At 65.4% G+C, this 13,183-nt stretch carries 11 protein-coding genes and 1 pseudogene; 9 read left to right on the top strand and 3 right to left on the bottom strand.

The features are described 5' to 3' along the window. Positions 1 to 210, top strand: a pseudogene (locus FAS41_RS29780) (hydrolase); the annotation flags it as partial. 527 nt (positions 211 to 737) lie between these two features. Here the strand turns inward: FAS41_RS29780 and yghU are convergent. Continuing rightward, a complete protein-coding gene (gene yghU, locus FAS41_RS29775; protein ID WP_138526866.1) occupies positions 738 to 1,574 on the bottom strand; it encodes a glutathione-dependent disulfide-bond oxidoreductase in 837 nt (278 codons plus the stop codon). A gap of 252 nt (positions 1,575 to 1,826) precedes the next feature. Between yghU and FAS41_RS29770 the strand changes: the two genes are divergently transcribed. From FAS41_RS29770 to FAS41_RS29740, 7 genes are all read left to right on the top strand, one after another. Next, on the top strand, positions 1,827 to 3,359 hold the full coding sequence (locus tag FAS41_RS29770) for a sugar ABC transporter ATP-binding protein (RefSeq protein WP_138526865.1): 1,533 nt from the start codon (positions 1,827 to 1,829) through the stop codon (positions 3,357 to 3,359). 14 nt (positions 3,360 to 3,373) lie between these two features. After that, complete coding sequence (locus FAS41_RS29765; RefSeq protein ID WP_138526864.1) at positions 3,374 to 4,396, top strand: ABC transporter permease; 1,023 nt, start codon at positions 3,374 to 3,376, stop codon at positions 4,394 to 4,396. 24 nt (positions 4,397 to 4,420) lie between these two features. Continuing rightward, positions 4,421 to 5,476: a substrate-binding domain-containing protein gene (locus FAS41_RS29760; RefSeq protein ID WP_138526863.1), complete on the top strand. Its 1,056-nt coding sequence runs from the start codon at positions 4,421 to 4,423 to the stop codon at positions 5,474 to 5,476. A 10-nt stretch (positions 5,477 to 5,486) separates the two neighbouring features. Next, positions 5,487 to 6,170 (top strand): sulfite oxidase-like oxidoreductase, encoded by a 684-nt coding sequence (locus FAS41_RS29755; protein ID WP_138526862.1) that lies wholly within the window; start codon positions 5,487 to 5,489, stop codon positions 6,168 to 6,170. Positions 6,171 to 6,540: 370 nt separating this feature from the next. Continuing rightward, on the top strand, positions 6,541 to 8,922 hold the full coding sequence (locus FAS41_RS29750; protein ID WP_138526861.1) for a TonB-dependent receptor plug domain-containing protein: 2,382 nt from the start codon (positions 6,541 to 6,543) through the stop codon (positions 8,920 to 8,922). Positions 8,923 to 8,985: 63 nt separating this feature from the next. After that, positions 8,986 to 10,362 carry an APC family permease gene (locus FAS41_RS29745; RefSeq protein ID WP_138526860.1) on the top strand — a complete coding sequence of 459 codons (1,377 nt, stop codon included), beginning with the start codon at positions 8,986 to 8,988 and terminating at the stop codon, positions 10,360 to 10,362. Then, entirely contained in the window at positions 10,362 to 10,814 is a 453-nt protein-coding gene (locus tag FAS41_RS29740) for a DUF3574 domain-containing protein (protein WP_138526859.1), read from the top strand. Before FAS41_RS29745 ends, FAS41_RS29740 begins: the two co-directional genes overlap by 1 nt. Here FAS41_RS29740 and speE read toward each other — a convergent pair. Together speE and FAS41_RS29730 are read right to left on the bottom strand one after the other, a co-directional pair. After that, positions 10,799 to 11,665 (bottom strand): polyamine aminopropyltransferase, encoded by an 867-nt coding sequence (gene speE, locus FAS41_RS29735; RefSeq protein WP_138526858.1) that lies wholly within the window; start codon positions 11,663 to 11,665, stop codon positions 10,799 to 10,801. The genes FAS41_RS29740 and speE overlap by 16 nt on opposite strands. Further along, positions 11,665 to 12,123, bottom strand: coding sequence for a DUF3574 domain-containing protein (locus FAS41_RS29730; RefSeq protein ID WP_138526857.1), 459 nt, complete (start codon positions 12,121 to 12,123; stop codon positions 11,665 to 11,667). The genes speE and FAS41_RS29730 overlap by 1 nt, the downstream gene beginning before the upstream one ends. A gap of 438 nt (positions 12,124 to 12,561) precedes the next feature. Between FAS41_RS29730 and FAS41_RS29725 the strand changes: the two genes are divergently transcribed. After that, entirely contained in the window at positions 12,562 to 13,077 is a 516-nt protein-coding gene (locus tag FAS41_RS29725) for a hypothetical protein (RefSeq protein WP_138526856.1), read from the top strand. Positions 13,078 to 13,183 lie beyond the last annotated feature (106 nt).

The following is a 13,183-nucleotide window of genomic DNA, read 5'->3' as shown; positions in this document are numbered from 1 at the left end:
TCCGGCACCTTCAACGAGATGACCCGTGACGCCGCCTGGCGTCGGATGGAAGCGGCCGGTGCGCAGCTGATGACCTGGTTCGGCGTGGCCTGTGAGCTGCACCGCGACTGGCGCAACGACATCGAAGGGCTGGCGGCGCTGTGCTCCAACCACATTCCGGATTACCGGAATCTGATGACCAGCTACAACGCGCTGACGGCTGGCAAGTAAGCGCTCGCTGAAATGCAGAAACCGGGGCCTCGAAAGAGGGCCCGGTTTTTTGCTTTTCGTAGGAGCGAGCTTGCTCGCGAACCGCTGTGGCACGGCGCCTGTTCGTAGGAGCGGACTCCGTCCGCGATGTGTATGCCTCGCGCCTTGGTTTCCTGCGTCGCTTCGGCGTGCGCGCGAACTTCCGGTTTCGCCCCCTCGGGCGAGTCCCTTTTGGCAAACGCCCCAAAAGGAACCAAAAGGTCTTGCCCCGGACATCCGGTTTTTCGCCTAGGCGAAAAATTCCCTCGTTGAATTGAAGTTTCAGGGGCACGCGCTGACGGGCCATCCCTGGCCCGACAGCGCTCTCGCGACATCCCTGCCGCTCAACCCCTGAAACTCCAATTCAACGAGGCCTCCTGAACGGGGCGGTTCGGAGCGTGTGGGCGTCTCTCTGGAAGACTCATCAAGCCAAAGCCAAAGCCAGCGCTGGTCCTGTAGGAGCGAGCTTGCTCGCGAACCCGATTCACTCGGGGATATCAGTGACAGCCTCAGCGCGTGAAATCTTCCGCACTGTGCCGCTCCGGCAACGCATCATCGCCCCAGGTGCGGTTGACCCGCCGGCCACGCTGTACCGCCGGGCGCGCGGCGATTTCGTCGGTCCAGCGGCGCACGTGGGTGTAGCTCTCCACGTCGAGGAACTCGGCCGCCTCGTACACATGGTTGTTCAGCAGCGCGCCGTACCAGGGCCAGATCGCCATGTCGGCGATGCTGTACTCGTCGCCGGCGATGTAGCGGTTTTCGGCGAGCTGGCGGTCGAGCACGTCGAGCTGGCGCTTGACCTCCATGGCGTAGCGGTTGATCGGGTACTCGTACTTCTCCGGCGCATAGGCGTAGAAGTGGCCGAAGCCGCCGCCGAGGAAGGGCGCGCTGCCCATCTGCCAGAACAGCCAGTTCAGCGTCTCGGTGCGCTTGGCCAGGTCCCTGGGCAGGAAGTGGCCGAACTTTTCCGCGAGGTACACCAGGATCGAGCCCGATTCGAAGATGCGCAGCTCCGGCTTGACGCTGGTGTCCAGCAGGGCGGGGATCTTCGAGTTCGGGTTGATCTCGACGAAACCGCTGCCGAACTGGTCGCCGTCGCCGATCTTGATCGGCCAGGCATCGTACTCGGCGTCGGTCACGCCCAGTTCCAGCAGCTCCTCGAGCAGGATGGTGACCTTCACGCCGTTGGGCGTGGCCAGCGAATACAGCTGCAACGGGTGCTTGCCGCGCGGCAGCTGCTTGTCGTGGGTCGGGCCGGCGACGGGCCGGTTGATACTGGCGAAGGTGCCGCCGTTGCTCTTGTCCCAGGTCCAGACGCGGGGGGGAATGTAGGTTTCGTTCGCCATCTCGACTACTCACTTCCGGGTTGAATGCTCAGGATGCTAACCGTCCGCCTGCGGACGCGTCAGCCGTTTTTTCGGCCGCTGTTGCTGGGCGAACAGCGAGGGGCGCAGCGGTGGAGCGGTTGTTAGCTTATGCATAAACGATATTAAAAATAAGTTGATGCATGATTTGAGATTATAAAAGAATCGCCGCTCAGTCCAACGGCGAAGCTCTGATACGGCGCTCTCGCTTTTTCGCGCCGATTCGAGAGCCCCATGTCCGCCCAGTCTGCTTCCACCGCATTCCTCCGCCTCGACGGTGTCGGCAAGTCGTTTGCCGAAAATCGCGTGCTGGTCGACCTGGACCTGGACATCCGCCCCGGCGAGGTACTCGCATTGCTGGGCGCCAATGGCGCGGGCAAGTCGACGCTGGTGAAGATTCTTGCCGGGTCCCACGTCCACGATGCCGGGCAGTTGCTGATCGATGGCGAGGCAGTCCGATTCGCCTCGCCCCAGGATGCCCGCCGCCACGGTATCGTCGCGGTGCATCAGCAGGTGGAGCAGGGTGTGGTGCCCGGCCTGAGCGTTGCAGAGAACCTGTTGCTGGACGAACTCTGCGGCGCCTCCGGCTCGTTCCTGTTCAGCCCTGGCAAGGCGCTCAAGCGTGCCACCGAAATCGCTGCGGCCCTGGAATTGCACCTGCCGCTGCAGGCGCCCATCGAAACCCTCGGTACAGCCGATCGGCAACTGGTGATCCTGTCCCGCGCTCTGGCGCTGAAACCGCGTCTGCTGATACTCGACGAACCCACCGCATCGCTGTCGACCGTCGAAGCCGAGCGTCTGTTCCATCTCATCGACCACCTGCGCGAACGCGGTGTGGCGATCCTCTATATCTCCCATCGCCTGTCGGACCTGCAACGCGTAGCGGACCGCGCGCTGGTGCTGCGCGATGGCCGCCTGGTGGGCGAATTCAATGCGCCGCTGGACCTTGGCGCTGCCGTGGAATCCATGCTCGGCGCTGCGCTGGGCGATGTGCAGTTGCAGCCGCTGGAGCGTGGCGAAACGGTGCTGTCCCTGCGCGACTGGCAGCTCGAAGCCGATAGTTCAGCATTCGACCTGGACCTGCATGAAGGCGAAGTCGTTGCGTTGACTGGCTTGCTCGGCGCGGGCAAGAGCGAGATCGCCGAAGTGCTGTTCGGCCTGCGCAAGCACCATGCGGGGACGATCCGTCTCGATGGACGCGACTGGCTGCCGCGCACGCCGCGCGAGGCCATCGCCGCCGGGGTGTTCTTTGCCGCCGAGGACCGCGCGCGCAACTCGCGGGTCCCGGGGTTCTCGGTGCGCGCCAGCATGACGCTGCCGTTCCTGCGCAACTTCACACGCTTTGGCTTCATCGACCGCGACCGGGAGCGCGCCAAGGTCGCCGAACAAATCGACGCACTCGGCATCAAGGGGCCTGGCATTGAGTTCTCGCTGGAACTGCTCTCCGGTGGTAACCAGCAGAAGGTCATCCTCGCCCGCTGGCTGCTGGGGCAGGGCCGTGTGCTGATCCTCGATGAACCTTTCCAGGGCGTCGACGTGCGCGCCCGCCGCGACATCGGCCAACGCATCCGCGCCAGCGCCGCCGGCCGCGCCACGCTGGTGATCTGCAGCGACCCGGACGAAGCCCTGGAAATCGCCGACCGCATTCTCGTCGTCCGCGACGGCGCGGTGGTCGCCGAACTGCCCCGGCACGATCTGCAACGCAGCGAGATCGTCGCCCACCTCACTCCGATCCACCCTTCGCATCAGGAAACTTCGCATGTCTGAAAAAGGAGCCGTGCGTGTCTAGAACTGCCGTGGGCAGCCCGGCGACGTCGTCCGTCGCACGCCTGCTCGACTTCCTCATCCACTACGCGCTGCTCCTGCTGCTGGCCTTGCTGGTGCTGGTGTTCGCGTTGCTGGAACCGGCCTTCCTGCGGGTCGGCAACCTGTTCCTGGTCTTGCAGTCGGTGTCCATCGTCGCGCTGCTCGCCCTGGGCGTGACCCTGAGCATGGCCGTGGGCGGGCTGGACCTGTCCATCGGCGCGGTCGCCGCGCTGAGCCTGATGAGCGCCAGCTACGTGATGGTGGTCCTGGGCTGGGGCCCGCTGGCGGCGGTCCTCATCAGCCTGGGCCTCGGCACCCTGGTCGGGCTGCTCAATGGCTGGCTGATCGTGCGCATGCGCGTGCCGGACATCCTCGCCACCCTCGGCAGCATGTTCCTGGTGGTGGGCGTGCAGCTGATTCCCACCGGCGGCCGCTCCATCGCCGTCGGCATGACCCTGCCCAACGGCGATGAAGCGCCGGGTGCCTTCGCCAGCGGGTTTCTCGCCCTGGGGCGCGCCCAGTTGTGGGACCGCGTACCGGTGCCCGTGGTGATCATGCTTGGCTGCGCGCTGCTGGTCTGGCTGTTCCTCGAACGCACGCGGCCGGGCCGGCTGTTCTACGCCATTGGCGGCAACGAGCAGGCCGCGCGCCTCGCGGGTGCGCCGGTGGAGCGCTACAAGCTGCTCGCCTACGTGCTGTCGGCGTTGCTCGCCTCGCTGGGTGGCTTGTTGTTGGCTGCGCGCCTGGGGCGGGGCGACGTCAGCTCTGGCAACGGGCTGGTGCTCGATGCGCTCGGTGCCGCGCTGATCGGCTTTGCCGTCCTCGGCGCGCAGAAGCCCAATGCCTTCGGCACCCTGGTGGGCGCCGTGCTGGTGGCCACGTTGCTCAACGGCCTGACCATGCTCAACGCGCCTTACTACGCGCAGGATTTCGTCAAGGGTGCCGTGCTGGTCTCGGCCCTGATGTTCACTTTCGGTCTGGCCCGGCGCGGGCGCTGATCGCTTTTTTCGGAGATTCAACGGATGAAATTCACCCCCGCCAAATCCCTGCGCGCGTTGTTCGCCGCCGGCCTGTTGTTGTCCGGCGCAACCTCTGCGCTGGCGGCTGGTCTGCCTGGTGCGCCGGCACCTTTCGACAAGGGCGGCGTGCAGATCGCGCTGGTCGGCTACCTGTTCTCCGGCGACTTCCCCGAGGCCTACCTGCGCGGCGTGGAGAAGCAGGCCGATGCGCTGGACGTGAAGCTGCGCGTGTTCGACGCCCGCCAGCAGGCGGCCACCCAGCGCGAGATGCTGGAGCAGGCCATCGACCTGGGCGTGGACGGCATCATCGTCCAGCTCGGCCTGGCGGAGACGCTCAAGGATTCCATCGACAAGGCGCTGGCCAAGGGCATCAAGGTGGTGACCTTCGACGTCGACGTGAACGACCCGCGCATCACCCGCGTCGAGCAGGATCACCGCGAGCTGGCGCGCCTGGCGCTCAAGCAGGTGCTGCAGGACAACGGCAACGCCTTCGAAGCCGGTTATGTGTACATCGACGGCTTCACCCCCATGGAGCGCCGCGACGAAATCTGGCGCCAGGTGAAGGCCGAAAACCCCGGCATCGTCGAGAAGGCGCGCTTCGGCACGCTCAATGCCCCCATCGCCAACTCGGTGGCTGATCAGGCCAGCGCGGTGCTGCGTGCCAACCCTGGCATCAGCGTGTTCTTCGCACCCTTCGACGAGTTCGCCAAGGGCGTGAAGATCGCGGTGGACGAAGCCGGCCTGGGCAAACAGGTGAAGATCTACAGCGCCGATATTTCCACGGCCGACATCCAGATCATGAAGGAGGAGGGCAGCGCCTGGAGCGCCACTGCCGCGGTCAATCCGGAAGTGGCCGGCGCCATCAGCGTACGCAGCCTGGCGCTGCGCATCGCCGGAGAAAATCCCGGCGAGCAGGTGCTGGTGCCGCCAACCCTGATCACCCGCCAGCAATTGCTGGACCTGGACGTGAAGAACGTCCGCGACCTGGCGCGCAAGGTACCGGCCTTCGGTGAGGCGCAGAAGGTCGCGCAGGCGCCGTGGATTCCGCTGGCCAACTGAGGATCGGACGATGCATGACAAGGCCGGGCGCCTGAAGAAGGCGCGTTCGCCCAAGGGCGACCCGCGCTATGGCGAGCGCCTGCCGCCGGGGCAGGTACTGACCGAGCGTTTTCCGATCCTCCATGAGGGCGAGGTACCGGAATACGCGCGCGAAACCTGGCGCCTGCGCCTGTCCGGTGCGCTGTCTGGGCAAAATCCCGGGCCGCAGCCGCTGGAACTGAGCCTGGACGATCTGCTGGCCTTGCCGCAGCGTGAGCTGGTCTGCGATATCCATTGCGTCACGCGCTGGTCGAAGTTCGACACCGCCTGGCGCGGCGTGCACCTGTCCGACTTGTTCGAGCACTACGGTGTGCAGCCAGCCGGGCAGTTCGTCATGGCCTACGCCGATCACGACTATGAGACCAACCTGCCGCTGGAGGACTTGCTGCGTCCGGACAGCCTGCTCGCCACGCATTACGCCGGCGAACCACTCACCCCGGTGCATGGCTGGCCGCTGCGGCTGGTGATCGCCGGGCGCTATTTCTGGAAGAGCGCGAAGTGGTTGCGCGAGCTGGAGTTCAGCACCAGCGACCGCCACGGGTTCTGGGAGCGCAACGGCTTCCACAACGAGGCTGACCCGTTCCGTGAGGAGCGTTTCTCCGGCGTCGCGCTGGACATTCCCGAGGACGAATGGGAGCGCAAGGCCTTCGACTGAAGGGCTGGCTGTTGCTTCAGCAACACTGGCTGCTGTTGCTGCCGGGTCACTTTAAATAGTTATAAACAAAGCATTTTTTATTCGTTTGAAAGCATTCTGCCACTAGCTAGGATGACGCCTTCCCCATCGGGTCACGGATGACCCGCGATACCGAGAGCCGCGCCTTTTCGCTCATTACGAAGAGTGACCGGCCGTGACACCTGGAGCGCTTTCCCGAGCACTGTTTTCTCCACCTGAGCGGAGGACAGTCGCTCGCGGTTTCCGGACTTCCGACACCAACCGCTCAAGTCAAGAGAACCCAAAAAAGCGGAGTTCCGGACTCGCCGCCAACGGCGAGTGGCGCTCTTTAAGCGAGACAGGAGTATTTCGCGTGTTATCCCGTTCCCTTATTGCCGTTGCGGTGGCCTCGGTCATCGCCCAGGCCTCCGCGCACGCCGACGAAAGCTCGTCGACCCCCGAGGCCACCACCAAGCTGGAGACCGTGCTGGTCACCGGCACCCGCGGAAACAACCGCACTCTGCTGGATTCCCCCGTACCGGTGGATGTGCTCACCGCGCAGGACCTGCAATCCACCGGCGCCGTCGGTGGCGAACTGGGCCAGGCCCTGGCGACGCTGCTGCCGTCCTTCAACTTCCCGCGCCAGTCCAACTCCGGTGGTGCTGACCATGTGCGTGCCGCCCAGCTGCGCGGCATGAGCCCGGACCAGGTGCTGGTGCTGATCAACGGCAAGCGCCAGCACACCTCGGCGCTGGTCAACGACTCGTCGAAGATCGGCCGCGGCACCGCGCCGGTGGACTTCAACTCGATCCCCATCAGCGCCATCAAGCGCATCGAAGTGCTGCGCGACGGCGCCGGTGCGCAGTACGGCTCCGATGCCATTGCCGGGGTGATCAACATCATCCTCGACGACGCCCCCGAAGGCGGCGAGGTGACCACCAGCTATGGCGCCTACCACACCCACCAGGACGCCATCGGCAAGACCACCACCGACGGCCAGAACTCCTACACCGCCGCCAAGGCCGGCACCCGCCTGGGCGAGGACGGCTTCGTCCGTGGCGGCGCGGAATTCATCAACCGCGAGCCGACCAACCGCGCCGGCTACGACGGCTTTGCCGACACCCCCGGGCAACGCAACTATGTGATGGGCGATGGCCTGGCGCGTGACGTCAATGCCTGGTTCAACGGCGATGTCGCCCTGGGCAGCGGCAAGCTCTATTCCTTCGGCCTGTACAACGAGCGCCACACCACGGGCGCGGAGTTCTACCGCTACCCGGACGAGCACCCGGAGATCTACCCCAACGGCTACCTGCCGCAGTCCCTGGGCGACAACACCGACCTCTCCGGGACCCTGGGTTACAAGGGCCTGATCGCCGACACCTGGGACTACGACGCCAGCGTCACCCACGGTCGCAACCGCTTCGAATCCTCGACCCGGCGTACCCTCAACGCCTCGCTGGGCGAAGACACACCGACCCGCTTCGACACGGGTGATTACGAGCTGCGCCAGAGCGTCGCCAACCTCGACCTCAGCCGCGAGCTGAGCCTGGCCGGGCGGCCCTTCGTGCTCGCGCTCGGTGGCGAGTACCGCTACGAGAATTACATCACCACCGCCGGCGACGAGGCCTCGTACTACGGCGTCGGCGCGGACGGCGCCAACGGCCTGCGCCCCAGCGAAGAGTCGGATATCGACCGCAATGTCTTCGGCACCTACATCGATCTGTCGGGGGATCTCACCGACCAGTTCTTCGTCGATGCCGCTGCACGCTGGGAGCGCTACGACGATGCTGGCAGCAAGCTCACCGGCAAGCTCAGCGGGCGTTACCAGCTGACTCCGGTACTGGCCCTGCGCGGCGCGGCGTCCACCAACTTCCGTGCGCCATCGCTGGCCCAGGTCGGCTACCAGAGCACCACCAGCAACTTCGGCGACGGCGGCACGCTGACCGATATCCGCGTGCTCTCGGTGAACGATCCGATCGCCCGCGCGCTGGGCGCCGAGAAGCTCGACCCGGAGACCTCGAAGAACTTCAGCCTGGGCCTGACCGCGCAGCTCAATGATCGCTTCGACCTGTCCTTCGATGTGTTCCGTATCGACGTCGATGACCGCATCACCCTGTCCCAGCGCATCGGCAGCGACGCCATGGAGCAGTTCATCCAGGACAACTTCGGCGTAGCCGGCGTGCACGACGTGAACTTCTTCACCAACGCCGCCGACACCCGCACCGATGGCGCCGAGCTGGTGCTCAACTACCACCAGCCCTTCGTCGGCGGCCAGCTGGGCGTGACCACCGCGTACACCTACAACCACACCAAGGTGCGCAGCACCAAGGCCACTCCGCAGCAGCTGTCCAATCTCGGCATCGGCGAGGACGCGCTGGTCGGCGTGGAGGAGCGCAACACCCTCACCGACGCCGCGCCCAGGGACCGCTTCATCCTCACCACCACCTGGAGCGATGCGCAGTGGAACCTGCTCGGCCGCCTGACCCGGCAGGGCGAGACCACCCGCGTGTTCGACTTCGGCGACGGCTACCACCCGGAGCAGACCTACGGCGCGGTATGGCAGCTGGATGCCGAGGTGGCCTACAAGTTCACCCCGCAGTTCAGCCTGGCGGTGGGCGGCAACAACCTCACCGACAACTACCCGGAACGATCCAGCTCGGAAATCAACTACGGCGGCAACCTGCCGTACGACGTGCTCTCGCCGATCGGTTCCAACGGCGCGTACTACTACGCCCGTGCGAGCTATTCGTTCTGATCGGCTCTTCTGAAAATCCAAGGGGCCGCATCGCGGCCCCGACTCTTTTTGCGGAGCCGACCCATGGCTGACAACTTCGCCGCTGACAAGCCGGCCGGCCCGCGCCGGCACCTGGGCGCCATCCACGCGCTGCTGCTGACGCTGGGCATGGTGATCACCAGCGACATCCTCAAGACCGCGCCCACCGTGGCGCTCAACGTTGGCGAAGAGCACTTCTACCTGGTCTGGGTGCTCGGCGGCCTGCTGTCGATGGTCGGCGCCCTGTGCTACGTGGAGATGGCCTCGGCCTTCGCCCATCCCGGCGGCGACTACCACTTCCTCGAACGCGCCTACGGCCAGCGGGTGGGCTTCCTGTTCGCCTGGTCGCGCTTCGCCATCCTGCACACCGGCTGGATCGCGCTGATGGCCTTCCTCTTCGCCGATCATTTCAGCGCCTTGCTCGGCCTCGGCCAGCTGGGCAATGTGCTGCTGGCGGGCGGACTGGTCGCCGCGCTGGTGGCGCTCAACCTCGTCGGCTGGCGGACCAGCTTCGGCACCCAGGCCGGCCTGGTGGTGCTGGTGGCGGCGGGCTTCCTCGGCATCATCGGCGCCGGCCTGTGGCTGGAGTGGCGCGGCTTCGTCCCGCCCGTTGCGCTGCCGGTGGAGCCGGAGCAGGTTGGCGTGGCCGGCTTCTCCGCCGCGCTGATCTACGTGTTCCTCGCCTTCGGCGGCTGGAGCGACGCGGCCACGCTATCGGCGGAGCTGCGCGATAACCGCCGGGGCATCTTCACTGCCATGCTTGGCGCACTGGCGGCCTTGCTGCTGATCTACCTGGCGCTGAACTGGGCGTTCATCCGCGGCCTGGGTTTCGCTGGCCTGGCCGCCAGCGGTGCGCCGGCACTGGAACTGCTCGGGCTGGCCTTCGGCGCGCCGGGCATCGGGCTGATCATGGCGGTGGTGGTGGTCTCCGCGGTGGCCAGCATCAACTCCACGCTGATCGTCGGCAGCCGCACCACCTACGCCGCTGCCAGCGATGTACCGGCGCTGCGCGTGCTCGGCCGCTGGGACGTGCGCCACGGCGTTCCACGCGCCGCGCTGCTGGCCGAGGGCGTGGTGGCACTCTTGCTGATTGCGGTCGGCGGCTGGAGCGGCAATGGCTTCAACACCATGGTGGAGTACATGACCCCGGTGTACTGGCTGTTCCTCAGCCTCAGCAGCGTGGCGCTGATCATCCTGCGCCGCCGCCACCCGGAAGTGCCCCGGCCGATCCGCGTGCCGCTCTATCCCTGGCTGCCGCTGGGCTTCCTCGCGGTGTGCCTGTACATGCTGTATTCCAGCGTCGCCTATGTCGGCTGGGGCGCCTTGCTCGGCGTCGGTGTGCTGGCGTTGGGCGCCGTGCTGCAACTGATCCTGCGTCCGCGAGCGGTGCGGGCGCGAAGCTGGTCGGAGGAGGGCGCCTGATGCGCGCGAAAGTGCTGTGGCGCAATGGCGCCTTGATTGTGCTCCTCGCTGCAGTGCTCGGGCTCTGGTTGAACGAACCGACCGCCAGCGCCAGCGGAGAAGCCAGCGGCCGGCGCATGCTGCGCACCGAGCTGTACCTGGAAGCGGTGGAGCTGTCGCAGTGGGAGGACTTCCTTGCCCGCGAGGTGACGCCGCGTTTCCCCGACGGCTTGAGCTGGCTCGACCTGCACGGCCAGTGGCGCGGCCCCAGTGGCGGGCCGGAGAAGCTGCCGTCGCGGATGCTGATCCTGATCCACGCCGACAACCCCTACACGCGCCAGGCCCTGGCGCAGATCGGCGCGGACTTCAAGCAGCGCTTCGGCACCGCGGTGCTGCAGGTCAGCAGTCCGGTTCGCGCCCGTGATCCGGACTGGACGCCGCAGCGCCTGGACAACCCTCAGGCGTCGCGCTGAAGCCCGGCCTCGATCAGGTCTAGCATGTAGCGCGGCAAGGCAAACGCCGCCTGGTGCACCTCGGGGGTGTAGTAACGGGTCACCAGGCCGCTCTTCGTGAAGCGCTGGCGCAAGGTTTCCAGGTCGGTGCGGCGGACCTTCTCGCTGTTCGACGCCCAGCCGAAGGCCATGCTGCCGCCGATGTAGGTCGGTACCGCCGCATGGAAGAAGCCCCAATCGGCGAAACTGTCCGCCAACCGCCGCGCCGTGCCGCCCAGTTCCTCCGGCTGGAGGAAGGGCACGCCGTTCTGCGTGGCGAGGATGCCGCTGGCGCCCAGGCGCTGCTGGCAGTTGCGGTAGAAGGCATCGGTGAACAGACTGGCAGCGGGGCCACCCGGATCGGTCGAATCGCAGAGGATCAGGTCGAAGCGCTCGCGGCTCTGCGCCAGGTACTCCAGGCCATCGGCGTAGACCAGCCGCAGGCGCGGATCGTCCAGCGCGCCGGCCGAATGATTCGGCAACAGCTCGCGGCACAGTTCGACCACCTGCGGGTCGATCTCCACCGCGACGATGTCCTCGATGCCGGCATGCCGCACGATCTCCCGCAGGATGCCGCCATCGCCCACGCCGATCACCAGCACCCGGCGCACCGCGCCATGGGCGAGAATCGGCACGTGGGCGAGCATCTCGTGGTAGACGAACTCGTCCGCCTCGGTGGTCTGCACCACGCCATCCAGCGTCAGCACACGGCCGAAGCGCCGGTTGCGGAACACCTGTACCTCCTGCTGGCCGGTATTGCCCTGGTAGATCGGCTCATCGACGCTCAGCGCCTGGGCGTAACCCGCGTACAGCGTTTCGCGGAATTCGCTCATCAGAAGGAAACCTGCGCCGGTTGCGACAGCCGCAGCACGGAGAGGTCGCCGGTGATGCGCTTCCACGCCAGGCGGATCGCCTCGATGTCCTGGCCGCGTGCGGCGCTGTCCTCATGCAGGATCACGATCACCTTGGTGCTCAAGCGTTCCGGCGCCGGCGCGCCGTGGTCGCGCCACTGGCCGTAGGCATCGTAGGCGGTGAAGCCGTCCGGGAAGCGCGGCGTTACCTCCTGGTCGAGGAACTGCCGCCAGCGCTGCTCGCTGATCTTCTCCTTGCCGTTCTCCTGGCCCAGCGCGAAGTACAACTCGGTACGCAGCCACTGCGCCTGTGCCGGCCGCGTGGGGTCGCCTTGCAGCGTCGAGGTGCTGGGGTTGGTGGTATGGACGGAAGGAGCGGGCGCAGTGGCGCAGCCGAACAGCGCCAGGACGAGGCTGGCGGCGAGCAGGTGGCGGAGCATGGGACTTCCTTGCGATGGGATGACAGTTGAACCAAACCGCCACTATAGAAGCTCACTAGTTATTTCATTAAATATTAAAAACGCATTCTCATATGCCTGAATTGGCGAGTCGGGAATAGGCATGGAAGCGCTCTAGGACGTGGATCGCCGCCGGAAACGAAGTTTTTGCGAGCTGGTTAGATTCAATATTCACTACGGTTCTTTGCTAAGCACTGGATGGGATATCCATGTTGCCGAAAGTCACTCCAGGGATTCGCTGGAATTCGTTTCAGCGTCGTAACTGAAGCTATTGCGAACAAAGCGGAAATCATCGAATCCGAATCGCGAGGGGATGCGACAGAAACCGCCGTTCCCCCGCCATCTTGTCGCGCCGCTGCGCCTTCCTAGAATCGGCCCCATTCGCAGCACTTCATTCCAATCGATTCAGGGAGCTCCACCATGATGAACGCCATGCAGATGCCGATGAACACCAACGCCATGATGCCGATGATGGGCATGCCGATGATGATGGCGACCCTGGAATGCGAGATGCTCGACGACGGCATGCTGTGCCGCATGAAGCCGGCCATGGGCATGGAAATGGCCCTGTTCCGCAACAGCGCCGAGATGATGGCGATGATGATGAACTGCGGCATGCCGATGATGATGCACTGCGGCAACCTGATGATGATGGGCCTGTCCCAGCCGGCCATGGCCATGATGCCGATGATGGGCATGATGAACCCGATGATGCCGATGCCGATGATGGGCATGAACATGGGCATGCCCGCCATGAAGTGCATGATGGAGTGCTCCCTGCAGGGCGACATGATGCTGTGCAAGATGATGCCGATGCAGGGTATGAGCATGGACATGCTCAACAACTGCTGCCAGCTGATGAACAAGATGATGGACTGCGGCATGCCCATGATGATGAGCTGCAACGGCATGCCGATGATGTGCTGCACCTGCTGATCGCGGGGCGCTGAAATGAGAAAGGCCCGGCAGGGGAACTTGCCGGGCCTTTTGTATTCTTCGAGACTTAAAATGGGGTTTGTTACTACTGAAGGCAAGGTTTGTA

It is taken from the genome of Pseudomonas nicosulfuronedens (assembly GCF_005877905.1).
In the GTDB taxonomy this organism is placed as follows: Bacteria; Pseudomonadota; Gammaproteobacteria; order Pseudomonadales; family Pseudomonadaceae; genus Pseudomonas; species Pseudomonas nicosulfuronedens.
The sequence above is the reverse complement of the archived record's forward strand: the minus strand, read 5'-3'. Positions and strand labels throughout refer to the sequence as shown.